At 71.1% G+C, this 24,534-nt stretch carries 23 protein-coding genes; 12 read left to right on the forward strand and 11 right to left on the reverse strand.

Translation table 11 applies throughout. From position 1 onward, the window contains the following. Positions 1–335: 335 nt before the first annotated feature. Positions 336–995 carry an HNH endonuclease family protein gene (locus tag OHT51_RS43010; RefSeq protein ID WP_328884750.1) on the reverse strand — a complete coding sequence of 220 codons (660 nt, stop codon included), beginning with the start codon at positions 993–995 and terminating at the stop codon, positions 336–338. 299 nt (positions 996–1,294) lie between these two features. After that, positions 1,295–1,633 carry a DUF6233 domain-containing protein gene (locus tag OHT51_RS43015; RefSeq protein WP_328884751.1) on the reverse strand — a complete coding sequence of 113 codons (339 nt, stop codon included), beginning with the start codon at positions 1,631–1,633 and terminating at the stop codon, positions 1,295–1,297. 93 nt (positions 1,634–1,726) lie between these two features. Here OHT51_RS43015 and OHT51_RS43020 point away from each other — a divergent pair, with 93 nt between their 5' ends. Together OHT51_RS43020 and OHT51_RS43025 are read left to right on the forward strand one after the other, a co-directional pair. Then, on the forward strand, positions 1,727–2,734 hold the full coding sequence (locus OHT51_RS43020; protein WP_328884752.1) for a DNA polymerase Y family protein: 1,008 nt from the start codon (positions 1,727–1,729) through the stop codon (positions 2,732–2,734). Positions 2,735–2,760: 26 nt separating this feature from the next. Then, positions 2,761–3,210, forward strand: coding sequence for a DUF6292 family protein (locus OHT51_RS43025; RefSeq protein WP_328884753.1), 450 nt, complete (start codon positions 2,761–2,763; stop codon positions 3,208–3,210). 374 nt (positions 3,211–3,584) lie between these two features. Here OHT51_RS43025 and OHT51_RS43030 read toward each other — a convergent pair whose 3' ends face one another. Both OHT51_RS43030 and OHT51_RS43035 read right to left on the reverse strand, forming a co-directional pair. Then, a complete protein-coding gene (locus tag OHT51_RS43030) occupies positions 3,585–4,598 on the reverse strand; it encodes a hypothetical protein (protein WP_328884754.1) in 1,014 nt (337 codons plus the stop codon). Between the two features lie 36 nt (positions 4,599–4,634). Then, positions 4,635–4,787, reverse strand: a complete 153-nt coding sequence (locus tag OHT51_RS43035) for a hypothetical protein (RefSeq protein WP_328884755.1) — start codon at positions 4,785–4,787, stop codon at positions 4,635–4,637. Between the two features lie 924 nt (positions 4,788–5,711). Between OHT51_RS43035 and OHT51_RS43040 the strand changes: the two genes are divergently transcribed. The 10 genes from OHT51_RS43040 to OHT51_RS43085 all read left to right on the forward strand — a co-directional run bounded on the left by OHT51_RS43040 (position 5,712) and on the right by OHT51_RS43085 (position 12,745). Next, positions 5,712–5,885: a hypothetical protein gene (locus tag OHT51_RS43040; protein WP_328884756.1), complete on the forward strand. Its 174-nt coding sequence runs from the start codon at positions 5,712–5,714 to the stop codon at positions 5,883–5,885. A gap of 685 nt (positions 5,886–6,570) precedes the next feature. Beyond that, positions 6,571–6,849, forward strand: a complete 279-nt coding sequence (locus OHT51_RS43045; RefSeq protein ID WP_328884757.1) for a hypothetical protein — start codon at positions 6,571–6,573, stop codon at positions 6,847–6,849. A gap of 109 nt (positions 6,850–6,958) precedes the next feature. Then, on the forward strand, positions 6,959–7,510 hold the full coding sequence (locus OHT51_RS43050) for a hypothetical protein (protein ID WP_328884758.1): 552 nt from the start codon (positions 6,959–6,961) through the stop codon (positions 7,508–7,510). Continuing rightward, a complete protein-coding gene (locus tag OHT51_RS43055; RefSeq protein WP_328884759.1) occupies positions 7,507–8,184 on the forward strand; it encodes a hypothetical protein in 678 nt (225 codons plus the stop codon). Before OHT51_RS43050 ends, OHT51_RS43055 begins: the two co-directional genes overlap by 4 nt. Beyond that, a complete protein-coding gene (locus OHT51_RS43060) occupies positions 8,181–8,480 on the forward strand; it encodes a hypothetical protein (RefSeq protein WP_328884760.1) in 300 nt (99 codons plus the stop codon). The genes OHT51_RS43055 and OHT51_RS43060 overlap by 4 nt, the downstream gene beginning before the upstream one ends. A gap of 170 nt (positions 8,481–8,650) precedes the next feature. Further along, positions 8,651–8,911 carry a CopG family transcriptional regulator gene (locus OHT51_RS43065; protein WP_328884761.1) on the forward strand — a complete coding sequence of 87 codons (261 nt, stop codon included), beginning with the start codon at positions 8,651–8,653 and terminating at the stop codon, positions 8,909–8,911. A 1-nt stretch (position 8,912) separates the two neighbouring features. Further along, a complete protein-coding gene (locus tag OHT51_RS43070) occupies positions 8,913–9,284 on the forward strand; it encodes a toxin Doc (RefSeq protein WP_328884762.1) in 372 nt (123 codons plus the stop codon). Positions 9,285–10,745: 1,461 nt separating this feature from the next. Further along, positions 10,746–11,198: a MarR family transcriptional regulator gene (locus tag OHT51_RS43075; RefSeq protein ID WP_328884763.1), complete on the forward strand. Its 453-nt coding sequence runs from the start codon at positions 10,746–10,748 to the stop codon at positions 11,196–11,198. Positions 11,199–11,251: 53 nt separating this feature from the next. After that, positions 11,252–11,509, forward strand: a complete 258-nt coding sequence (locus tag OHT51_RS43080; protein WP_328884791.1) for a replication initiation protein, RepL2 — start codon at positions 11,252–11,254, stop codon at positions 11,507–11,509. Positions 11,510–11,885: 376 nt separating this feature from the next. Continuing rightward, positions 11,886–12,745, forward strand: a protein-coding gene (locus OHT51_RS43085; RefSeq protein ID WP_443052770.1) for an IS5 family transposase whose coding sequence is annotated in 2 segments (ribosomal slippage) — positions 11,886–12,239 and positions 12,242–12,745 — 858 coding nt in all. Because the reading frame shifts where the segments join, the coding sequence is not laid out codon by codon here. A 150-nt stretch (positions 12,746–12,895) separates the two neighbouring features. Here OHT51_RS43085 and OHT51_RS43090 read toward each other — a convergent pair. The 7 genes from OHT51_RS43090 to OHT51_RS43120 form a co-directional block, all read right to left on the reverse strand. Continuing rightward, positions 12,896–13,246 carry a lamin tail domain-containing protein gene (locus OHT51_RS43090; protein WP_443052771.1) on the reverse strand — a complete coding sequence of 117 codons (351 nt, stop codon included), beginning with the start codon at positions 13,244–13,246 and terminating at the stop codon, positions 12,896–12,898. Between the two features lie 437 nt (positions 13,247–13,683). Continuing rightward, the gene (locus tag OHT51_RS43095) at positions 13,684–16,179 is read right to left on the reverse strand and encodes a DUF6519 domain-containing protein (protein ID WP_328884764.1); all 2,496 of its coding nucleotides are present in this window, start codon (positions 16,177–16,179) and stop codon (positions 13,684–13,686) included. Then, a complete protein-coding gene (locus OHT51_RS43100; protein WP_328884765.1) occupies positions 16,176–18,656 on the reverse strand; it encodes a hypothetical protein in 2,481 nt (826 codons plus the stop codon). Before OHT51_RS43100 ends, OHT51_RS43095 begins: the two co-directional genes overlap by 4 nt. Next, positions 18,653–21,244 carry a baseplate J/gp47 family protein gene (locus OHT51_RS43105; RefSeq protein ID WP_328884766.1) on the reverse strand — a complete coding sequence of 864 codons (2,592 nt, stop codon included), beginning with the start codon at positions 21,242–21,244 and terminating at the stop codon, positions 18,653–18,655. The genes OHT51_RS43100 and OHT51_RS43105 overlap by 4 nt, the downstream gene beginning before the upstream one ends. Beyond that, complete coding sequence (locus OHT51_RS43110) at positions 21,241–23,781, reverse strand: baseplate J/gp47 family protein (RefSeq protein ID WP_328884767.1); 2,541 nt, start codon at positions 23,779–23,781, stop codon at positions 21,241–21,243. The genes OHT51_RS43105 and OHT51_RS43110 overlap by 4 nt, the downstream gene beginning before the upstream one ends. Then, the gene (locus OHT51_RS43115) at positions 23,778–24,152 is read right to left on the reverse strand and encodes a GPW/gp25 family protein (protein WP_328884768.1); all 375 of its coding nucleotides are present in this window, start codon (positions 24,150–24,152) and stop codon (positions 23,778–23,780) included. The genes OHT51_RS43110 and OHT51_RS43115 overlap by 4 nt, the downstream gene beginning before the upstream one ends. Continuing rightward, positions 24,149–24,481, reverse strand: a complete 333-nt coding sequence (locus OHT51_RS43120) for a hypothetical protein (protein WP_328884769.1) — start codon at positions 24,479–24,481, stop codon at positions 24,149–24,151. The genes OHT51_RS43115 and OHT51_RS43120 overlap by 4 nt, the downstream gene beginning before the upstream one ends. Positions 24,482–24,534 lie beyond the last annotated feature (53 nt).

Genomic DNA, 24,534 nt, shown 5'->3' on the forward strand with positions numbered 1-24,534 from the left:
GCGGGATCCGGAACAGGCTCACGCTGCGAACCACGTCGATCACGCAAACCCGAAACTCGGATGCGGGAAGTCTCAAGACCACCGCTTCGAGCGATAGCACCACACCAGTTGCTATGGATAGTCTCGCTAGCACTGCCGTTGAGCTGCACAAACATGGACCCTGGACGCCTCCGACAGGTCAGATCCCCAGAGAACCCTGGTCCTCCAGGTGGTACTGGTGGAACTGGATGCTGTGATTCTCGGTGGCGCTGACCACGCCTATGAGCGCCACGGGCGCCCCGCATGCGGCACAGGACGAAGCCCCGCCGCGCGAGGCGGCGAGGCTGGTAGCCCGCTCAGAGGGCGGGGTCGTACGTCACTGTCTGAGCCGGGCAGCCCACGGCGACGTTCTCCAACGCGTTCAGCTCGACCTCGTCGACCGCCAGGCCCCAGCGGAGCTTGGTGCCCACCCACTCGGCGAGGTACCGGCAGTGCACGTCGGCGGCCGGCGGCAACCACTCAGCCGGGTCCTGGTCGGCCTTGCTCCGGTTGGACCGTGCTGTGACGGCGACCAACGATGTCTCGGCGCCCTGGTCGTTGGCGTACGCCTCCCGGCGCTGCGGGGTCCAGGCCGATGCTCCGCTGTCCCAGGCTTCGGCGAGGGGGACCATATGGTCGATGTCGAGCCCGGAGGCCGACGTCACGACGGTGGCGTCGTAGTACGAGAACCAACTCCCGCCGCTCAGACGGCAGCCGGGGCCAACCGCAGGTGGGTCGACTGCTTCGTAGATGAGGACCTCGGCGCGGGTGTTACATCCGTCGGCCGGGTCGTCGCCGGTGTTCCAGTGGCGGAACTTGTCGCGGCTGTAGCCGTCGCGGGACTCGGTGGCTACGGGCAGGTTGGCAACGGCTTCGGTCAGGGGCAGGATCTCGACGGCGTGGGCAGGCATGGAGACGGTGGCGGGCAGGACAGCGAGGGCAACGACCGCAAGGCCGCGCAGGACAGCTTTGACCATGTGCCGTTGATAGCCGTCCTAAAGGGGCGTGATCAGCGGTTTCCCCGGAGCGCCGCCCGTGTGAGTGGAAAGGTCATACTGGAGAAACGAAACGCTTCCTGCAGTCCCGGCGGGCTCAGTTGTGCGGTGGCGGGCAGGACAGCGCGCTTTTTCCTCGAAGGCCCACAGGGACTGGCGCTGACGATGCCGTCGGCCGGTCGCGGCTGGAGCATTTTGGGACGATCGCCGCGCCGCCAGCTGGAGGTGGCCTGCCGCACCGCGCCATGCGGGGATCCGCGGCTCCATGGCCCAGGCGGCTTCTACTCGAGGATGCCGAGGTGCCGGTCGGGGCGGCAGTGCGTGCAGGCGGGCAGTCCCGAAGTGAGCAGCCGGCGGGCTTCGTCGCGGTCGATGGGGCGGCGGCGTTTGGCGACTGCGTAGCAGTCGCCGGCGTGGACCTGAGTGGGCGGATTCCCGGCGCCGATACCGAGTTCGACGATCCAGTCGGGGACGGGCGGGCGTCGCCGGCGACCGTGTTCCTGCTCGGCTTCCCGCTGCCGGACGGCGGCGATCTTGTTGTCGATCCGATGCAGCCACATGGCGTGCCACACCCGGAGCGTGAGGAGTCGCTCCAGGTCAGGAGGTAGATCGTCGAACACGGCCCTCCTCGGTTCCTTCGCCGCGCGGGGCCGCACCCCTCGCGTGTTCGAATTCTAGTTCGATAATGTGAGGGAGGAGGAGGTGGGTGTGCCATGGGACGAGAACGGACGGCGGGCAGGGCGTCGACGGTGATGCACGTGCGCTGCGCGGCGACGGTGCCGGAGGAGGTCTACCGGCAGGTGCTGGAGGAACTCGCAGGGTTGTCTCCGGTGGTGCAGGCATTGCCGCCGTCCGCGGCCCTGGTGGAGCTGAAAGGGGCGGTGCCGTACTACGGCGTGGACGCCCGCCGGCTGGGGGAGGTGCTGCGGGTCCGCACGATCTCCCGGCTCGGAACCGACGTTCGGATCGGCATAGGCCCCTCGATCACGGTCGCGGCCACCGCCTCTGCCCAGATCCTCGGCCCGGGCGGCGTCCTCACCATCGACCCCGACCACGTCACCGACTGGCTCGGGCCGCTGCCCGTGGAGGACCTGCACGGCATCGGCCCGCGCCAGGCGAACGCCCTACGCGACTACGGCATCCACTGCGTCGGCCTGCTCGCCTCCGTCCCGCCCGCCACCGTGCAACGCCTGCTCGGCGGGCGCGCGGGCCGTCTCGCCGCCGACCGGGCCCGCGGTATCGACCCCCGCCCGGTGACCCCGCGTGCACTGCCCGCTTCCGCCACGGTCCGCTGCTCCTTCCCCCAGCACACCCTGGACGGCGCCGCCGTACGAGCCGCCCTGCTGGACCTGGTCGTCCAGCTCGGGCACCTGCTGCGCCTGCGCGGGCAGGCCGCCCGCGCCCTGACCTTGAGCCTGCGCTTCGCTGGCGGGACGTCATGGGACCGCACCCGCCGGCTGCCGGAGCCGTCCGCGCACGAGGACGACCTGCGCTCGCTCACCTACCAGCTCATGGACGCCGCCGGCCTCCAGCGCGCCCGCCTGACCGGCCTGGTTCTCAAGGGCGAGGACCTCATCGGCGTCGGCCAGGTCGCCCAGCAGATCAGCCTGGACGGCGCTCGCGAGGACCGCCTGGTCGCCGAAGCAGCCATAGACCGGATCCGCGCCAAGTTCGGCCCCGGCGCGATCGGCCCCGCCGCCACCTTCCGCCGCGCCTCGTGACCCGCCCCATCCTCTGGAGGTGAGCTGTGATCCTGAACCCGCCCGGTCTCGTAGATGGTGCTGCGCAGCGGCTGCCGCACTGGCCCTATGTCCGGGCTGTCGACGAAGCGCTCACCGGGCGTGGGATCCCTCCGGGTACGGTCCGCGCCGACCGTACCTACCTCCAGGGCGGGAACACGATGTACATCGTGCTCGTGTGGGACATCAGCCGCACCGCAGGCGTGGGTGGTCTCCGCTTCCGCTGGGAGGAGGAGACCGGCTGGGCCTATGCCCTGCTCGGGGTCGGCCCGTCGATCGCGACCCCGCCCCAACCGCTCGCCGCGCTGCACCGGGTCTTCGCAGCGCCGGACGACATTGCCGAGGTGGCTGAACACCTCGTACGCAACTGGCGTACGCCCACCGGCAAGTACGGTGCGGAGTGGGACCAGGCAGCACAAATGCGGGCCACGATCGAGAGGTTCCGCGCCACTGTGTGAAGCCCGGCGGCGTCTGGACAGCGCCGACTGAACGGACCGCAACTGAGCGCCGCCCGCCGTCCTGTCGATCAATGTACTGAGGGCGCGCGCCGGGGATGAGCTGCGCCTACGGCGTGCTGTGCCGAGCATCGCCATGCCGCGACGAAAGGACGGCTCCGCCACGTCCTCCCCTCCCCCTCAGGGCGATGCGTCGTCTGCTCACTTCCCAGCCGTGCGCCGCCGACGCGGCGGGCGCGCCGGCGCACTGGGCACCAGTGGTACGCGGACACCCGGAACGGAGCATTAAGGGCCGGCGGACCGCTGGTTTGCTCAGCACGCGGGGTGGTGGGCGGTCACCCGCAGCCCAACTCATCCGTCACTGCTGTCTACTGTCCTCAGGCGCCACCGGGTGACGGCTGTCGTCCCCTTTGGCGGGGCTGCCGCTGGGGCCTTACGGCGTGCAGTTCGGCCTGCTGGTACAGGGCTGCGGCGGCGGCTTCCAGCTCGGGCAGGTCGGTCAGGTCGACATTGCCGGGGTCGGCGGCGTGCGTGACGAGGCCGTACAGGAGATGGATCGCGTCGGCGACGCGAGTTGCCTTCAGCCGGGCGCCGTTGAGGTCGGACGCGGATTGGATAAGAGGGCTGGCCCGGATATCGGCATTGTCTTCGGCAGCAGCGCGCAGCCGTTCAGGCCACGGGCTGCGAGGCAGGGACGGCGCGGGGAGTCCGGCGAGTTCTGCCTCGTGCACAGCATCGTGGTGGGCCTTGAGAGCGCGTGGCGAATGGTCGGCGCGGGACTGCAGGTCGGTGAGGCTGAGCAGCTGGTGGGCCAGGGTCTGGATCTCGGCGGCGTGGTCCACGGTCCAGGAGCGCTCCGCACGGCGCTCGCGCTGGTCGCGGGCGTAGGCGACTCTCTCGTGCTGAGTGAGGACAGAGCCGTGCAGGTCGTCGATGTCGGAGCGCAGTTGGAGGAAGCGGCGTTCGGCTGCTTGCCGGCTGCGTACCTCGATGGCGTGCGCGATGCGTGCCCAGGTGACTTTGCGGCGTCGGGCGGCTCCGATGAGCCGCACCTCGTCTTCCAGCAGCTTGTCGCGCAGCGCGCGGACGACCAGCAGCCCGGCAAGCAGCTCGGTTTCGGTCAAGGCCTCGGAGGCTTCGGCCTCAAGGTGCCTCTGCATGCGGTCGTACTTGGCGGCGATGTCGCTGAGATAGCCCGTGGGAGCGACCAGCCCAGGAACGCCGTCCAACGCATCATATTGCTTTGGCCAATCTTTCGGCCGCTGCTGCGGTGTGAACAGCAACTGCCACGCGTGGTAGCGGTCGTACTCGGCTTCCGGACGGGCAGGTTTTGTCGTCCTGGTGACGACGCCTTTTGTCGTCCGTCGGGCGACAAAATGAGAAGCTGACATCGAAATACCTCCAGGGAGCACGAATTAATGAGTCAACTATTCGTCGGTTTCCAGGGCGGTGTTTTGCTCAATGCGCTGCCGACGACGGCGCCAGGCTGTGCGCATGGCACCGGCCGCGGCGATAGTGGCCGTGCACAGCAGGCCGGCGACGAACTGGGCGCCGGTGTCCCGCAAGAACGAATCAAACATGCAGGTAAACGCACCTGAAGGGCCGGATGTGCGTCGTTCTCCTTACCGCGTGAATCGGCAGTACGCGTGCTGCCCGGCCCGTGCAGCGACAGGGTCATGGCGTTCCGCATTGCCCTGAGCGGACACGGGCCTGGCGCTGCGTTTCGGCGTGACTGCGGAATGCCGTACGCAGGAGCCGCACCCCTGTTCCGCAGACAGTTAACACCTGGCAACGACCCCTTCTGGGGCCTCGAGTTATCCGCCACCGTTCGCCAGGCCACATTTCAGTCATTTCGATTTCATTCACTGAAATGGAAAACCGGAATTAGCGCTTCGCTGAGCGGTGATGTATATGCAGCAGCAGAGGGCGCTGCGGTGAACGACCGGTCCGGACGGCGGGGACACCCCGGGCGCCCCGCACCGGCACGACGCCGACGGTGACGGTTGCGATGCCGCCTGAAAGCGCATCACCGAGCCGGCGGTGCGCGTCGGGCGGGCAGGATCATCCTCGTAGGAGCCCCAACAGAGTCCAAACCCGGCGGTACCTCACCCAGTGCCGGGGCGTGCGGCGGTGGGTAGCTCTCAGGGATGGCGAAGAAGACGAAGAGGGGCCGTCGTCCATCCGGCTGGCGCGGGTCACGAAGCAGAAGGTGATCGACGGCTTACCCGGACCGCCGGCACGCGCTGCCGGAGGAGGCCGATACCGTCACCACCCTGCTGAAGTCGGCGGCCGACATCCTGGAGACCGGCCATCTTGAGGCGCTCGCCGAAGTGCGGTCGATGAAGGACGCGGCCGACGAGCGACGCTGGTCGTACACCGACCCTCGCCGACGCACAGCGCCCTTCGCCCCGGCGTGGCTCCTGGCCCGTCATGACGGGGCGCCCGGGCCCTTCGTGAGGCTTACCGGTGTACACCACCAGGGCCAGGTCGCATCGGCTGCACGCTTGGCCGCCGGCCAGATCGCCCCGGCACTGGAGATGACAAGGAAGACGCAGGCCCTGGAGCGGCCGTGCCCGCACTGCAGCGCGCAGCTGCGCATCGACGGCGGGGACGGCCACATGCCGACCGTCAAGTGCCGCGGCTGCGGACGGAAGTGGACCGGCGAGGTAGCAGCCTGACGGCTCTCTCTCGTCGGCTGCTTCCTCGCCGAGGCCGAGAAGAAGCATCGTGAGGCTGACGGGAGGGAGGCAAGCGATCGACGACTTTGACATCGGACGCGACCGCGAACGCGGTTGCCTCACACGCCTGACCTGCAACTTCGCAGTTGTATAGCTCAGATTCGGGTCTGAAAGTGATACCGTTTACCCCATCAAAGGGGTAGGCACGCTATGTGTCGACCCAACACGAGGAGCCTGACCCGGCTGGCACCAGGCCAGGCCCCCGTCGCAGTAGTTCACGAGCCCGGTCGCCCTGGTGTAGGCCGGGCTCGCTGCGTGTCAGCTTCCGCCCGCTCCCGGTGCTCATGCGTGGGTCTCGCTACTGCGCGTACTGACCCACCGTGGCGATAACCGCCACCAGCAGACCCGCCAAGGCCAGTCCGACCTGCCACCTCTCAGGGCCGGTCCAACGCCGATGCGGCTTCCGCTCGTTCGGTTCCTCCACTTGCTCCTCCTGTTCTTCCGAGCACCCTGACCCTCAGGGCGTCCGCCACACCCCGCAAAAAGGTCGGCGGAGTTGAACGGGAAGAACAGACGAAGCGGTGATAAGCATACGAGGCGTCACACCCCAACTTGCCCTGGGTGGACAAAAGATGCACCTACTAGGGGTATATCGGCACCAACCCAGGTGCCGCATCCTGGCTCCATGTCAACCTCACGCCTGGCCACCGGTGAAGACAAGGACCTCACCCTCGACGAGCTGGCCCAGTTCGTCGAGGCCGCGCGCAAGGCCGGCGTCCCGGCCACCGGAACATTCGAGCCGAACTGTCGACCAGCGGCACGAAATAGGTCGTCGAGGCCGCCTTCACCGAGGACAAGCGAGCGACAGGAGCACGAGGCCGTTGTCGCGGTCTGGGCACCACAGGTCCCTGGCGCGGGGAGCCGGGTGCGGGTGGTGGGGCAGCGCGGATTCGGCCACTTCTGATCATTGCCCAGCTCACTTCGGACAGAGGCCGGTACGGTCGATCACTTTGCGGCTGATGCGGACCGTTGCTGGGAAGGGTTCCGTCGGCGCGTCGTGACAGGGGGTACGAGTGGGCGAGATCGATCACGAGATAGCTGGCGAGGTCGCCGGCTATCAGGCCGACATCAGCTCGGTGCTTCAGGAGTTGAAAGGCATGCCTGAAGACGATCCGCGCTATGAGGCGCTCTTCGCGCGGCTGGTCAACGCCGGAGAGGCGCTGCTGGCGTACGAAGCCCAGGCTCCGGCGAAACGGGAAGAGCCGCACCGGCAGGCCAGCAAGACCGCCCTCACCTGGTCGGCGCGGGTACACGCGCTCGAGGCCGTGCTACTTGGTCTGGCCCCGCTGACCGGCTGGATCGGCTGGGGCTGGATCGCTCTCGCCGTCTTTCAGCTGGTGTTCGGTCTCCTGGCCACCGGGATGGACGCACCCGTACAGGGGCACCGGGAACTACGCATTGCGGCGGGCGTCTTGGGAGCGGTCACCGTGCTGGTACCCCTGCTCGTCTTCGATGTGCTGCCCGGATGGGTCTGGATCGCCGCAGCCGCCGGCTGGATCGGCAGCTTCGTCCTGGCGGCCGACGCAGACTCCACACACGCGCGGGAAGGGAAGGCAGCAGCGTGAGCTGGGAAGAAGCGAGCACGAGCCTGGACCGCAAGGTCCGCAACGTCGAAACCCGCCTCCAGCGCGAATTGTCCGACGTGAGCTCCCAGCTGTCGGACGTGGAGAGCGCTGTCCACGAGCTGGAGGACATCCCGCGCCGGGTCGACCGTCTCGAGTACGACCTGCGGGAGGCGAAGGAGGAGACCGAGCGGGTCGACAACGACCTCAGCGACCGCATCTCGGAGGCCGACGGGAATGTGGACCGGCTCGCGACCCGAGTGGCGGCGCTGGAGCGCTACCTGCGCCAAGCCGAGGGCGCCACTGTCGTCGACCTCGACGAGGATCGCGGGGGCGAGCTGAACGCCCTGGCGGTCACCATGAACAAGGGCCTCGATGCACGCGCTGGCCTGCTGCCCGACTACGAGCGCTCCCGGCTAACGCTAGCCGGCACCCATCTCAAGCAGGCCCGGGACGAGCGAGGCCGGCACCGCGCCGCGGTCCTTCGCGCCGCCGCGGTCCTGGCCACCACCCAGGCCGCAGCCCCGGAACGGAGGACGGCCGAACTCGACTTCACGACATCCGCGCCCAAGGCCCAATCGGCTCACAACCGGATCGAGACGCGACGACCAAAGGGGAGGCGGCCAGGCACAAGCTGGAGGCGGACAACGCCCTGCGCGCGAAGAAGGCCAAGGTGATCGATGCGGGCGAGCGGGCGAACACGAAGCTGCGGCTTCGGCTGCGCAGCCGGCTCTCCGACGCGCTCAGCGGCGCGGAGCTACTGCCGGTGTGGTTCGTCACCGCACTCGGCCCGATGGCGCCCTCCCGCAACGCCAGCGACTGGATGGATGCCGCGACTGATGTCCTGGCCTACCGGGTCACCCACCAGGTCAACGATCCTGTGGTTGCCCTTGGCGCCCCGCCAGACGGCCGCGCCCCGCGCCGCGCGGCATGGCATGAGGAGCTGACGAGGGAGCTGAGGCGCTGGGGATAGTGTCCGCCGCCGCCAGACCGGACACGGACTATGTCACATTGGCACCCTGGCCCCTGGATCTGTTGTTCTCCCTGGTCAGCATGGTTCAGCCTGGCGTGTAGGCAGCCTCCTTCGCTGGCGATCTGGCCGAACCCGTGCGTGTGCTGTACACCCTGCTGTACGTTCGGGGTATGTCGAAGAAGCCAGTGACGATCCGGATTCCCGAGGACCTCCACGCCCAGCTGCAGGAACGGGCTGAGGCCGAGGGAACCTCGGTCACCGCACTCATCACCGAGGCCGCACACAACGCTGTCCGCGACCCCCGCCTCGAAGGCGCCGCAGACGTCTTCCGCCAGTACGTCGCGGACAACGCGGACGCGTTCGACGCGGCCTTCCCCGAAGACGCCCCCGCCCGCCTGGACGCCACCCAGGCCCCGGGCCGGGCGGCCTGACGTGGAGCTCCACATCGACATCCGCTGGCTGCTAGAGCGCCAGGCGGAGGTGCTGCCCAAGCACCCCGACGTCCACGACTTCTCCAACCTCGTGGCCGCCATCGCCCGCCACCGCGTCAATACCCCGCAGGTCGGCGCCCGGGTCGACAACGCCTGGCGCGCGGCCGCCCTCATGCACGCCGTCATCCGGCTGCGCCCGCTCCCGGCCCGCAACGCCCTGTACGGCGCCGCGATCGTCGTGTCGTATATGGACGCCGCGGGAGAGGCCATCGATCCGCCGTACGACGCGCTGATCGACCTCGCCCGGGACATCGACGTCGGCCGCGCCGATGGGTACGACGCGGCCGACCGCATCCGCTCCTGGCGGATCTGACGACCGGCCCGGCCTCGCCCAGCACCAGGGCCTCCGGGAAGAAGTCGTGCGCTGCTTCTGGTGCTGCATGACCCACTCGAGTAGCAGCGCAGTATTCGCACGAGCCGGGCGGCACCGGGCCGCTGTATGGGTAGCAGGCCCGCCTTGCCGTGCAGCAGCCCGGCCCGTGCTCCCCGTGGTCACGCTGGGCTGGGCGGGCACTGGGTCAGCCCACGGCGTACAGCGAGCCGCGCCTCTTGGCGGCCGCGGCCTTCTTACCGGCGGCGACGGCCGCTCGCTTCTTGCGCTGCACGCCTGCGCTCTGGCCGGGATCCACAGCACGTCGTCGCTGGCACCGGGACGACGCGCACGCGAGACACCGGCCCGGCCGTCGAGGCCGCGCTCGACTGCGGAACCACGCCGGACGGAAACTTCGTCGAGCCCGGCTGATGGACCTCAACCAGACCAAGAAGGCGAAGAACTATCGACGTGCAGCCAGATCACTTTAGGTCAACGGGGTGTGAGGCTCTGGGGGCACGGACGCGTGGGCCGGTAGCTCCTCAGCCCTGGCGGGCTTGCGGTGCCCCGCCGGGGTGGTTGGTCGGCGTGGGCGGCTGGCGGTTCATCGGGGCTTTCAAGGTAGGAAGCGGGGCTGAGACCGGAACAGGGTTGCTGCAACACACGCGCGCCTGCTCCGTCGACTGCTGGCATCGCCGTTGCTGACGTTCGGTGGTGCAGGTCAAACGGCTGGCAAAGTGGTCCAGGTCCTGGTTAAAAACAAGTGCATTGGCCCTCGCCGGCCCCTGAACCCCGCTGCCCCAACACTTCCCGGCGCGAGTCCGTTTCGTCGTGGCACAGGCCGTCCGCGCAGGAAAGGGGCGGTCGTTCGGGTGCGGGGTCGGTCACAGGACGAACTTCGTGTGCGTTCGGTTCCGGTGAGTGCAGCTGGGTGGCGACGGGGCGGGCACGGTGTGTGTGCTGGGGCGAGTTGCCCTGGCGGGTTCCGGTGCGGCATTACGACCTAGCGGCTCCTGTGTAAGGAAAGAGAGCGCGCCCGCCAAAGAGCACCTGACCTGGGGAAACGCTGTGCACGACCAAGATCGTGGGAACTGGCAAGCAGATCCTGCAGCCGTAGAGGGCGATCTGCAGACCTGAGTACACAGATCCCTCAGCCGTGCCACACAGTCCCAGGAGTCGTGCACCACGACCTGTCGGACTGGGAGAGCGATCGAGCGATCGGTAACTACGGTTCCAGAAACTGGGCACCACGATCCTGAAACAGCACCAGATTGACGTGACGTACATGAGTCCACGCGGGAGCGGCTGAGGGCTCGGCAAAATGATCTATTCACATGAGAGCAAGCGACACGGCGGACAAGCGGAGTTGATTGACGTCTTGCTCATGTACGTTAAGTTCATCTGGTCGGCCTCACAGCCGTCCCTCGTGAACCATCCATCAACCCCCTTGCACCGGAGGGTCCGTTGGGAGCAGTACGCAGGCTGGTCGACGCCGACACGGGCGAACCGGTCCCCTATGCGCCATACGCCTTCTCCGGCAGGCACACACAGGTCGACAAGGCACGCGTCGAGGCGATCACCGAATCGAAGGCGTTCACACCCAGTCAGAAGTTCCTAGTCCTGTGGTGGATCGGGGTCTCGCCCGAAGGTATGGAGCCGCTGAGGGCCACCGGAGCGGACATCGCCAAACGCGTAGGAATGTCCACCGATGCCGTCGGGAAGATCAACAGGAAGCTGGCCAAGCACCGCATCCTGCTCGTCCGAGGACGCATCGGCAATTACAACTTCTACCGGATCAGCCCTTACATCGCCTTCCACGGAACAGGGATCGAACAGCGCGACGCAGTGAAGACGTGCAACCCGCCGGACATCCCCGGATTCAACGAAAACGCCCCTGCACGGTGGGAGGCCCAGTGACCAGCAGTGAGGACAAGCAGAAGAACCTCGAACTGCTTGAGAAGACGGCCGGCATGACCGCCAACCAGCGCCTCGTCGTCATGCTGTACGCCTTGCACCCGACCGACCGGTCCGGCGCTGTCCTTGAGACAGCCGCTAACCTGGCCAAACTCGTCGGCATGGCCCCGCCTGTCTTCTCCCGCACCCGCAAGCAGGTCATCGAAGCCGGCTGGCTCGAGGAGACCGAAAGGCTCGGGCACATCAAGTACTACCGACTCGAACCCAAGCGCATGGGCGAGAACGTCGTCATCCCCCTCCGACGCGCAACCTGACGTCCCACAGACCGCACCTCATGTACGTCACGTCAATGAGGTGCGGTCTGTGGGACGTCTCCCTTGCCCTCCGAGCAACCCTCGAAGCCAGAGGCTGAAGTCCTCACCCTGATCTGCACCCTCATCCTGACCGCCGCCCAGGTCCTTTACCTCATTCGCTGACGACCTCGAACGCGGTGCCAAGGGGCCCGGCCGGGCCCCTTGGGCGTTCTCGCGCGTGCACTTACGCCCGCGCGGGTTGGTGGTGGAGGCCACTTTCATGCACACAAAGATCCGGCTATCCACGCGTTGCCAGCCCGGCGGCACCACGGATCTCCGGCTGGCGCCACTAGGGTCCGTCTTCAAAGATCATCGACTGGTGGATCACGGTGGAGTGATACGTCGTCATGAACTCACCGATCAGGAGTGGGAGTTACTCGCTCCGTTGATACCGCGGGCTGCCACAGGCCGGCCTCGCATGGAGGACCGGCAGGTCATCAACGCGATGGTCTACAAGATCCGAACCGGGATCTCGTGGCGCGACCTGCCGGAACGCTACGGACCGTGGAAGACGGTCTACACCCGCTTCCGCCGCTACGCCCTGGACGGCGTGTTCACCCGGGCCCTGCAGACCATCCAGGCCCACGCGGACGCGGCCGGCGGCATCGACTGGCTCGTCCAGATCGACTCCACCATCGTCCGCGCCCATCAGCACGCCGCCGCCACCGGCCGAAAAGGGGGCGGCACCAGCCGGACGAACCGGACGATCACGCCCTCGGCCGATCCCGAGGCGGACTGACCACCAAGGTCCACCTCGCATGCGACGGGAAGGGCCGCCCGCTCGCGATCCTGCTGACACCCGGCCAACGCCACGACAGTGTCTGTGCACGCCCGCTACTCGAACGGATCCGCGTTCCTCGCAACGGCCTGGGCCGACCTCGCTGCAGGCCCGACCAGGTCATCGCAGACAAGGCCTACAGTTCCCGCGGCTTCCGCGCCTACCTGAGGAAACGCGGCATCGCGCACACCATCCCCGAGAAGACCGACCAGCGCCGGCACCGGCTGAGGCGCGGTTGCCACGGCGGCCGACCACCAGGATTCGACCGGGAAACATACCGCCAACGCAACGTGATCGAGCGCTGCTTCAACCGGCTCAAGAGCTTCCGCGGCATCGCCACGAGATACGAGAAGACCGCCACCTCCAACGAAGCAGCGGTCACCCTCGCATCGTTCCTGCTCTTGGCAAGATCCGTTTGAAGACGGACCCTAGCAGCCCGTGCCGCGCGGTTCAGCTCGCCAGCGCCAGAGCGGTCCGCGTAGACGAGATACGCCCGGCCGGGAAGGCCGGGCGCGTCCACGTTCTTTCGGGGCGCGGGTGAGGTGTTCAGTTCAGGCACGCGGTGGTGGTCAGCGGTGGTGGCGGCCGCGGTGGCGGTGGTGGCCCCAGGACTCGTCGTCGATGAAGCGTCCGTGGTCGTTGCGGAGGGTGGCGGTGTCGGAGCGGTTGTCCCAGACGTAATGGCGGCGGTCCTGGTAGAGGTCGCTGTCGGTGTCGCGGCCGTGGCCGGTGTGGATGCGGACGGTGGCGCGGCCTTCGAGGCGGTAGTGGTCGAAGGTGTGGGTGCGGCCGTCTTCGTCCTGGAGGGTCCAGCCGTCGAGGTTGACGCTGCGGCGGGCGGCCGGGACCGGGCGCTGTTCTTCGCCGAGGGCGCCACTGCCAATGCACTGCAGGCCGTTCAGGTCGCGGACCGGTGGCATCTCTGGCACAACCTCAGCGAGGCCGCCGAGCGGAGCGGTCGCCCAGCACCGTTGCTGCCTCCGCGCTCTGGTCCCCACGGTCCCCGGACCCGGACCCGGACCCAAGGCTGTTCTGGCCGCGGACTCGTCCGGTTCTCCTTGGCCGCGCGGGCACCGATTCGCCGACTGGACCCGGGCCCGGCATGCCGCCGTCCACGCACTGCTGACGGCGGGACACAGCCGGCGCTCGGTCCAGCCACGGCTCCGGAAACACATAGCCCCATCCCAGACATCGTCAACATGCCTGAACACCCCTCGGATAGCCGTCAGGCATGCGGCTGAACTCAAACACGGCTCACATGCCTGATGATCAGCCAGCACTAGAGATAACGGCGGCGGGTGGAGGGGTAGAGTCCGACGGGCGCACGCCTCCGGGCCGGAAGGGTTCCTTTTCCCGCTCAAACGATCTTGAGGTAGAAGAACAGGTCGAGGTCCGCGGCCCGTTGGGGATCGCGCTCGTACAGGGACAGATCGCGATTGGCCGAGGTGCCTCCGACCCTCAGGTGCTCCGCGTTCAGGTACACCCGGTGGCCCGTATCGGGATCAGGGGCCCAGATGTGAGCGGATCGGATCCGCAGGAGGCAGAGGACCGGCGGGACCGTCTCCGCGGGCTGCCATTGGACCTGCCCGACTTCGTCCAGGACGACCTTGTTGCCCCACTGGTGCTGCGGCGCACTGTCGAGGAACACCCCGGCCATCTCCGACGGCGTCCACTGCAATCTCGCGGTTCCCGTCGTCTGCGTCACCTTCACGGTCCCGTCCAGCCGCACCCGGTGAAACCCGAAGGGGGCGGTGATGTTCGGGGTCAACAGGACGTCGGACTCCGAGGCCCGTGCCCAGTAGACCTTGTCGGGATCCGTCACCGGGTAGGGCAGCTCCAGGTGGACCTCGATCAGCGGGTCGAACGGCTTTGCAGCCGTCCACAACTTCATCTCGGGATCCGGCATGCTGATGCCCAGGGAGATCCCGTCCACGAAGGCGGTATGCGATACCTCGGTTCCGTTGCGGATGAGGCCTTGCTGAATCAGATTCCATACCCCTTCATGGTCGACCAGATCGATCGACTCGAGCCGCAGCGTCGGGGGCACCACGGGACCGCCCATGTTGGCGCACAGCACGTCGAGCGCCTCCTGCACCGTCTTGGATCCCTGGAGCAGTTCGCAGCCACCGGGCAGGTAGCTCGTGGCGGCGGCCGTCCGGAAGCCGGCCGTGAAGAGCAGCGGCGGGCCCTCGGGAGTGCCCGCCGGCGAGGTGAGCACCGCCTGCACGTGGTGGTCCTCGTCGGCACGGCTCGCGTCGACGGCCCACGGGACCTCGCACAGCCCGTTCTCGTCCGTCTCGCTCGTGAAGCTCTTCGCCCCGTCCACCGCGGAGCCCCCGACCTGGCTCGGAATGCCGCCCGCGGGCATGCTCCAGGTGACTACGGCCCTGGGGACTGGGACGCGCCCGCGCAGCACCGCGACCCGTAGCCTGCCGGGCAGGGTGACGAAGCCGCCGCCCGCCGGCTCCGGGACCTCCTGACAGTCGCCGCCCCGGTACAGCAGCGCGCGGTCGGTCAGGGTGGCGGCGTGCACCCGGCAGTCCCGGGCGGTCGTCGGGCCGGTCAGGGCGGCCAGCGGCGCGTACCGGATCTCCGGGCCGTGTGGCCGCTCGTGCCGGCCCTCCGGCCAGTCGACCGACCCGTCGGCCCGGGCGGCGAACGTCCAGTGGTCGCCGCGGCGGAAGACGTCGAGGCCGCCCCGGCCCAGGCGGACCGCCAGGCCGTCGCCCAGGTCGAGGGGCAGCGAGAGTTTCGGATCGTCGGGCGACGCCTGAGCGGCGGCGACCCCCTTGCCGTTCGGGAAGGCGTCCCACAGCCGCAGGAACCAGCCCGTCGTGTCGCTCTTGATCGATCCAGCGAGGGCCGTCGCGGCGGTCTCCAGTGTCACGACGGTGTCCGTGACCCGCGCGACCTGGAACAGCCGTTGCCACTGGACCGCGTCGCGGGGGTCGACGTCGTCGTGCTCCGACACGAACTCGGCGTAGGCGCCGGCCGTGAACCAGTTGAGCGGATCGAGGGCCGGCGGCTCGACGGTGACGGCAGTACCGTCGACCGTCACGACCCGGGCCAGGACCGACGCGTTGCGCCGCGACAGCTTGACCGTGAGGCCCTCCATGCCGAACCGCGGGCCGTCAGCGTCCGGCCAGTCGCTGTTCGGGACACCGCCGTGCACCTCGATCCGGTACAGCAGGTTCTCCGGCCGGGAGAACCCGCCCTGCGGGGTGAGCGAGCACGGATCGGACGACGGGGGTGCCTGGTCGGGGACCACCGTCAGGGTGCCGGTCGACGGCTGGACGAGTTTCTTCCAGTCCCCGTGTTCCGTGACCGTGGCGCAGTCGGGGCCCGTGCCCCAGCCCCCCTCGGGGACATAGGGGAACACTTGCCAGTCGACCAGGGCGCGTCCGGCCGCCTGGGCGTCACCGAGGGCCGGGTCGGCGTAGGCGGGCTCCTCGACGGAATCGACGTACCGGACGAGAGCCTTGAGCGCGAGGAGCACCGGGCCGGTCGTGGCGGTGCCGGTCCAGGGATGCGGCTGGTTGTCCACCAGGCAGTTCTCGGTCCTGTTCTCGACCAGCCAGCCGCCGAGGAAGCCGTGGCCCGTGCCGATCCCGCACGCGCCCGGCGCGGCCGCCGGTGTCACCGAGAAGGCACCCGACGGGGCCGGGACCACCAGGCGCCCGCCGGAGCCGAGCACGTCGCCGGTCTCCGTCTCGACCCGGTCGAGCAGGTGCCGGCCCTGCGCGTCGAGGTCGGCGTCCAGCAGCACCTGTCCCTGCCGGACGACGACCGAGCGCGGCTGCCGCTCGTCCTGTGCCCGGACCGTCAGGCGGGTGGCGTCGTTGCGGATGGTCATGGTCTGTTCCTCCGGGCTGCGACAGCGCCGGAGCGCGTGTCGTCGATGACTCGGGCCGCCAGGGCGACCGGTAGGTACTCGTCGAAGAGGGCCCGCATGTCGGCGACGGCGATCCCGAAGGCCGCACGGGCGAAGGCGCCCATCTCGACGTCGCCTTCGCCCCCCGAGCGGACGCTGTCGGGGCAGAGCGGATGCAGCATAGCCAGCGTCGGCTCGTCCGCGGCCGTGTCCAGGAAGAGGGGTTCGTTCGCGAACCGGACCACGTCGGCCTCGTCCGGCGACAACGGCCGGCCCGCGGCCTCCTCGGCCGCCGCCAGGGCGAGGGACGGCTGGCAGCGGAACTGGCGCGGCACCGCGGAGCCGTGCGGTACGAAGCTGTGGCGCACACAGCCGGTCTGGCGGCGCATGACCGTCACAGCCTCCGCGAACACGGCGTTCGTCGCGGCGAGGGAGCGTACGGACGACGCCCCGAGCACGGTGACGTCGCGCAGCGCGACGTCGAGTCCCGGCGCGGCGAGCGCCGGGCCGGCCGCGCCGTCCGCCGTCACGACACTGTCGGTGACCAGCAGCTCGCCGCTCACCGCGGTGTCCGCGTCGCCGATCCGCAGGGGGCCGCAGACCGCGTGGTCCACGCCGATCCGGACGGCGGTGAGGTCGCCGTCCGCGCCCACGGCGACGCCCCCCGGGGCACGCACCGTCACGTACCGCAGGTCGAGTTCGGACACCGCGTCCGCGCCGAGGCGCAGACCGCCGGTGAGTTCGAGCCCGTCGAGGACGAGCCGGCCGGCCGGCGCACCGGCGTCCCCCGGCCCGCGCAGCACCCGCGCTGGCGCGTCCACCGTGCAGCGCCGTTCCCGCCGGACGACGAACCCGCGCAGGGTGGGGTCGGGGTCCGCGCCGGGCAACACCCTCGGCCGCCGCCACTGCGCGGCCACGACGTGCACCTCGGACGCGGGGGGCACCGTCACGTCGAGCGTGGCCGAGCCGGCAGGCGCGGCCTCCAGGTCGCAGCGGGCCAGGACGACGATGCTGCGGCGGCCCGCCCCCTGGGACGCGACCCCGGCGAGGGCGTCCGCGAGCGTGGCGACGGTACGGCTCGACGTCTCCGGCGAACCACCGGGCGCGGCGCTGGGATCGACGACCCAGACCAGATCCCTCGTCTCGCCGGTACTCCGCACATCGAACGGCCGGTCCGGGGCGTTGCGGTCGTGGGCACCGGCTCCGACGGGCCGGCCGGCGGCCGTGGCACAGGCCACGCGCACCTCGGCGACGTCCGGCCCGGGCACCTCGGCCACGACGATCCGGCCGGTCACGGGATCGACGGCGCACGCGACGGGATGCGTACCGCTCCGGGGTGCCGGCGCCGTGACCCCGGGCTCGTACCACGTGTGCGTCACCCTGGGGGCGACCCGGGCGCCCGGAGGAGCTGGCGGGGACTCCAGGTCGACGATCCGGACCTCGGCCGGCGGGACGCGCCGGAAGGCCGTCTCGCCGTCCCGCCGGAGGAAGACCGTGAACGGTTCGTCGGCGCCGTCGAACCATGGGCGGCCGGGCAGCCGCGGCGGCCGCTTCTCCAGCGCAGCGGCGCGCAGTTCCGCGGTCTCCAGGTGCAGGGGCAGGCGGCTCAGCCGGCCGGGCAGGTCGGCCTCCTGGAGCCGGGAGCCGACGGCGCGCGCCCGGCGGTCCGGGTTGAACAGGCGCAGAACGGCGCCCGGTTGCTGGGCGAGCTGGAAGTGGCCCGGCGGCGCGGTCCCGCCGGCCGTCCACGGCCGAGCCCGCGGAACCCCCGCCATGTCCGCCGCCGGTACGGTGTCCCCCACGGGGGCGGGGAACCGCGCCACCGACGGCCGCAGCAGATGGACGCCGACGGCGGCCGGCGCGTGCCGTCCGGCGGGTCGGCCGGGAGACGCCCCGTTGACGCGCCGGACGTCGAGCAGGCGGGGCAGCCGGTCGAAGGCGCTCCCGGCCGACGACGCGGACCCGCCCGGGGTGAGCCCGGCGGTGGCCGGGCGCTCCGGACGCACGTCCAGCAGGTGCGCGCAGCGGGCCAGCCGCTGGTGGTATTCGACGGCGACCGCGGCCAGGCCGGTGACGTCGCCGGCCATCGCCTCGACGACCCGGGCCGTCCCTTTGCCCCGCCGGTAGCGGATGGTGTTGGCCACCAACGCGCGACGGCCGGTACCCGCCCCTCCTGGGACGGGCCGCATCGGAGGCGCGGCGACGAGGGCGGCGAGCGCGGCGAGCGCCGCCTCCCCGGCCGTCTCGACGAACAGCGCGTCGTACCACGCCTCGATCTCGGCGTCGATCTCGGCGCTCGCCAGTCCCAGCACCCCGCACAGCGCCCGCAGGGCCCCGGCCGCGGCGAGATCCGCCTGGCGCACATGGGCCGGCAGCAGGCCGTACAGGGCCTCGGCGACCGTCTCGACGCGGGTCTCCGGCAGATCGGCCCTGCCGCTCACCGTGGTCGGCACACTCATCCGGTCAACTCCGTGAACGTGATGTCGCCTCCGGCGACGGACAGCAGCCGCGCCGGTTCCAGCCGGGCCGGGCCGGGGCCCGGGCCGGTCACCATGACCGGGCCGGGGCAGGGCAGCCGCCCCTGGGCGTCCGGCGTGACGCCCGGCGCCGAGAAGCGGGTGAGGAGCACGGCCCTGACGCCGGGGACGCCCTGCGCCGTGGCGGTGATCTGCGAGCGGTGCACGGCGGTGCCGAACGGCCGGGCCGATCTGCCGAAGTCGCGGACGAGAGCGGCGCGGACCGCGGCCTCCACGCGGGGCCGGGGCAGGTCCGGGTCGGAGGCGAGGGCCAGTGCCAAGGTCATCGGCAGATCGACGAAGCCCGCGATGCGCAGGCGCGTCCCCGGCGGGGCAGCCGCGACGAGCGCGGCGTGCAGACCGGCCACCAGGTCCGAGCCCGGCGCTGGTGGCGCGAGGGAAGTGGTGGCGACCGTGAGGCACACGAACCGCCGCAGCCCCGCGCGGAGTTCGACGGCCGATGCCTTGCCGACGCCCCGGTACGCTTGGGCGAACGCCTCGAAGTCCGTCAGGGACACCACCCGGTCCAGCGTCCGGACCGCCCTCGGTGCGGCGGTGCGCAGCTCCTCGATCGTCTCGGCGTCGCTGCCGCCCTCCGCGGCCAGGGGGTTGGTCACGGAGGCCACACCGGTCACCGGCGTGACGATCTGCGTCAGCTGGCCGTCCGGGAGGTTCCCCGCCGACCCGCCGCCGACGCGGTAGAGGGCGACGACGTTGCCGGTCCCGCTGGGCAGCCGCCCGGCGAACCGCAGCTCGGACCCGCCGTCGGGCCGCTCGGTGACCTGGAACCGGTGGCTGTCGGGCCCTTCGCCGTACAGCGTGTCGGCGGGCTCGTAACGGCGGTCGTCGACCCGGGCCTCGATCGCCGGGGCGTACCCGCGGGGTCCCGGCGCGGCGACATGGGCGAGTGGCGACTGCCCGAGCGGGAAGCGCGGCAGGACGGCCGCCGGGTCGCCGGACCCCAAGGTCTCGGCGCCCGTGGCGGGCGTCAGCGCGTGCGAGGACGGCACGACGTTGCCGATCACGGTCAACGTGGCGTCCGTCCAGCGGCCTGCCAGGGCCGCGTCGAACACCACCAGCGTCGCCTGCCGTACCGGCGAGCCGCCGCTGTGGTGTTCCACCCGCAGGACCGTCGCCGCCTCGGTGACCGTCCTGCCGCCCGCTGTCCGCCCGGTGAGGATCACCTGCCGTCCGGGCGGCAAGGTCGGTTTCCCGGCGAGGTAGAACCGGTCGGGAAGGTTCTGCGGGGGGAAGCCCGGGTGCTGCGGTGGCGCGGGCTCGCCGCCGGGCCCCGGGTCGGTGACCGGCAGCACGCGCTCCTGGAGGTGTGCGAGGAGCGTCCCGCGGGCCGTCTCCCCATGGATGACCGTTTCGCGGACCTTAACGTTGAAGTCCTGGCACAGGTCGGGGTTGAGGGTGATCCGGGTGCACCGCGCGGAGAGCCCGAAGTCCGTCTGGGCGGTCTCCCGTACGGCGGAGACGCGCGCCACGCCGACCGGCGGGTCCGCGGAGGCGGCCTCCAGGACCACGACGCGGTCCGGCGCGGCCTGCGGATGCACGGTGTCGAGGTGGATGTTCCAGAGGCCGTCGTGGTCGGACAGGGCGCCCATGACGAAGTTCTTCCACTCGACGGGCAGTCTTTTCGACGGCAGCTCCTCGCCGTGCTCGATCCGTACCGCGTCCGGCATGAACGTGATGTCCGGCGCGGTAGCGCCGAACGCCTGGGCCCGCTGCCCGAGGAGGATCACCGTGCCCGGCCCCGAAGGCTCCGTCAGAACAGTGTCCACGGAAAGCAGTTGCCCCCCGGCGAGGGTGAGCACGGTACGGGCCGGTTCGGCGGAGGCGGCGACGTCCACGTCCGTGACCCGGGCCAGGAGCCAGGACGACGTCCCGTCCTCGTCGCTCCCCGCGTGGACAAGCACCCGGTCGCCGGCCCGGGCCCCCAGGGTGATGCCCTCGACCTCGACGCTCCTGGTCCCCTCCGATACCGGTGGCAGCGCGAACGCGCGCAGCGGCGGCAGCGCGTTCCACGCGCCGCGGGCCTCGACAGTGGCGTCCGTCTCGAAGGTCACGGGCAGCTCGCCCTGTTCGGGCACCGTGCCCACCCTGAGCCCCCGGGGGACCGTCACCACGTCCGGCGCGCCCGGGAGCGTGCCGACCCGGAACGCCAGCAGGGCCTCGGCGGCGATCGCCGGCCGCGGCACGTGCCCGAGCATGCCGGTCAGCCGGACCAGCGCGGCGCGGTCCTCGGTGCCGGGCAGCGTGGAGTCGACGGCGAGCCGGTGGAGCGTCCATCCCAGGACGTGGTGCGCGCCGGCCGCCGCGGCGAGCAGGGCGACGGCGGGATCGTCGGGCGACCGGCCGAGCGTGGCCAGTGGTCGGCCGCCGAGGGCCTGGGCCTGGGAGATCCGGTCGAGCAACCGCTCCAGGATCGCGCCGTACCGGAAGCGGGCCGGATCGCCGGGCAGCCGGGCGGGAGTTCTCGCACGCGACGCCCATCCCACCCCGTCGCAGCCGCACGCGCAGCTCATCGGCCACCTCCGACGCTGATCCGCAGCCGTCCGCGCTCCGGAAAGCTCGGATCGTCGTGCAGTTCGAGGACCTCGGCCGTCGCGGGTCGGATCACCCCGCGGCCCAGCTCGTCCTGGGCGAGGCGGTCGAAGCGCTGGAACACCAGGGGTTCGACGCTCCGCACTCCCGGGACGGCCATGACGGCGGCGAGGAGCGCCGACAGGAACAGGGGCGTGCCGAAGGTGAACCGGTCCGGATGGAAGAAACCCGGGCCACCACCGCTTCCTGTGGGCAACAGCGCCGCGCGGACCCGGCGCCCCACCTCGCCGCGCGGCACGTCCGGTGCCGCGCAGACCGCCAGGCCGATGTCGAGCGGGACGGCGAGGGTCCCGCGCACCGCCACGTCGAACCCGGCGAGCCGGAACGACTCCAGGTGCTCGAGCAGGCCCGCCCGGAAGGCGGCGTCGACATCCGCCCCGCCCCGGCGGTCGACGTGCACGAGCACCGTCTGCCAGGCACCGGTCCAGCGCGGGACGGCGACGGCGTCGGCCACGCCGGGGAAGCGGCGCGCCGCCTCGGCGTAGTCCGCCGGGGTCACGGCACGCTCCTGGCGGCGGAACGCCTGCGGGGCCACCGCCCGGACCGCGGCGTCGTCCTCGGGCGCCGCGCCTCCTGACGCCGCCACCGGATTGGTCACCGACACGACCGGTGTGCCGCCGTCCGTGGCGGCCAGGACGACGTGGCCTAGCGCGTCCGGACCGAGGTTGCCGACCTGTCCCGTGCCGAACCGCCCACCGACCGCGAGGGAGTCCCCCACCGCCGGCGCGAGGCCGTGGGTGCCGTCGCCGAACCGCAGGACCGGCCGCCCGTCCGGCCCGGTCTCGACGACGAAGTCCCGGGAGAACCGGCCGCTCGCCAGCAGGTCGCGCCGGACGGTCCACGTCGCGAACGAGTCGTGGAGCGCGATGGCCGGCATGCACCGGGCCTGATCGACCGTCAAGAGGGCGGAGGCCGACGGCTGTCCGGGATCGGCGGGAAGGTGCCGCTCGGTCCGGGCCAGCGGCCCGATGCCGCCGGTCACGGACGGGCGCCAGGCCGTCCCCGCCCGCGGGCCGGACGGTGAAAGCCGCGGGGCGAGCGCCTCGGCGGCCGACGGCGCCAGGCCGAGGTACGACGGCGGCGGCAGGGTGGCGCCGTGCTCGGCGAGCACGAGATTGCCCCGCGCCGCGGCGCAGACGACCCGCCGGCCCGGGCCGGACGGCCGCGGTACCTCGGCGGTGACCGGCAGGTCGAACGGCAGCGCGTCAGTCTCGTCCCACTCGACGTCCAGCAGGCGCGTGCCGGGCGCGAGGACGTCCTCGGTCGTCGTCACCCGGGTCAGCCGGACGACGTGACGGTGCCCCGGATCGGCGTCCTCGGCGCGCCCGGTGTCGGGGGCCGCGGTTTCGGCCAGGAGCAGGAAGTCGCCCGGGGCGAGCCGGTCGGTGGCCTCGCCGCCGTCCGGGAGGGGCACGGTGGCGCCCGTGCCGCCGTCCACGAGGGTCACCGCGGTCGCCCCGGCGGGCAGCGTGCACCGTTCGTCCCCCCAGGTGTGCAGGGCGATCTCGTTGCGCCATTTCCATAGCCGGAGGGGAGCGAGCGTCTCGAAGACGGCCGGCGCCGACGCCAGCGCCTCCGGATAGGCCGACGCCGTGACGACGGGGGGCAGCGCTGGCGAACGGGGCAGCACCGGGGTGCTCGCGCGCAGCTCGTAGCCGTCCCCTGCCGTGCCGGGCGGTTCGAGGGACACGGCGACGAAGGTGCGGGCGGAGGCGCCCTCGCCCGGCGTGTAGTCCAGCAGCCGGGCGTGGCGGGTCACCGACACGCGGGTGCGCGCGGTGTCCAGGAACGCCTCCGTCCCGACCCAGTCGATGGTGTAGCTCTGCTGGTCGGCGCGGTAGGCCAGGGCCTCGACGAGCGTCGTCGTCAGGTCGACCGGGTCGTCCTCGCGGAACCCCGGGACGAGCACCGCCATCCGGTCGAGCATCAGGCGCCGGAAGCCCCCCCAGTCACGGGTGCGGTAGTCGAAGCGCGGGTCCGGCGGCACGGCCGCCGCCGGCCCGCGGCCGCCGGGCGCGCAGTCGCCGTCGTCGAAGCAGTCCACGGCGAACGAGAGGTCGACCGCGGACAGCCGGGGGTCGATGAAGCCGGGCGGGACGTCCGCGCCCGGTCCGGCGACGATCGCGAGCCGGTACGTCGAGAAGTCGACTGGCTGGCCGCCGGGCACCGTGACCGTGTACCGCGACACCTGCGTCCCGCCCGGTGCCGCCAGCACCACGGGATCCACCCGCGGTGCCGGGAACCGCACCCCGCCGGTGAGGGCGATCTGGTCCCCGGTCAGCTCGGCCTGGGGCAGTGGGAGCGGCTTCACCAGGACGACGTCGATCAGCGTAGGCTGGTCGACCGTGCTGCCCCGGCGGACCTCCACGTAGTCGATCCCGGACATGTCCGCCCGCTCGGACCGGGCGAGCACGGCCCTCCGGCGTTCGTCGCGGCAGTGGTAGCGGGCACCGGTCATGCGCGGTCCTTCCGCAGCCGCACCTCGTCGGCCGATCCGCTCGAACGGACCTCGTAGGTGACGACGATCTCGACCGCCCCGGAATCGTCGGTGGCCTCGACGGACACGTCCCGGACGGTGAGCACGTCGCCCAGCCACTGCTGGACCGTGGACTGCAGGGCGGCGCCGAGCGCGACCGCGGTGGGACCGCTCTGCGGGCCGAATACCAACTGCTGTGCGGGGCTGCCGAGATCGGGCCGCATCACGCGTTCCCCCGGCAGGGTGAGCACGAGCAGTCCGAGCATCTGCCGCACGTGCGCGTCGCTGCCGTACGCCACCGTGGCGGAGCGGCCGAGCGAGGTGACGGCGAACGGGAAGGCGAGCCGGCTCACGTCGCGACCACCCGGGTCTGGGTACCGGAGACGATCGGCGGACCGGCCGGGATCTGCTCCGCCGACAGGCAGAGCGCGCCGGCCGGGTTGACCAACAGTGGTCGGCCCGAGGCGGTCACCCGGGCCGCCCCGGCGAGCCACTTGGTGCTGACGCACGGCTGGGGCTTCGGGGGCACCGTGAACGGACAGCCCGTGACGAAGCCCTGGTCCGTGACGACGGCCGCGGTGGAACCGGACACCGTGACCCGGGGGCCGGCGGCGACGATGGTGAGCGGTGCGCCGTGCGGGCAGGTCACGGTCGCTCCGGCGTGCAGGACGGCCCCGGGCATCGGGGGGCTCCTTCCGCTGCGGATGGATGGGGGAGAGGGGGTGGACGAGTGGC

The sequence above is a fragment of the Streptomyces sp. NBC_00299 genome, assembly GCF_036173045.1.
Taxonomy (GTDB): Bacteria; Actinomycetota; Actinomycetes; order Streptomycetales; family Streptomycetaceae; genus Streptomyces; species Streptomyces machairae.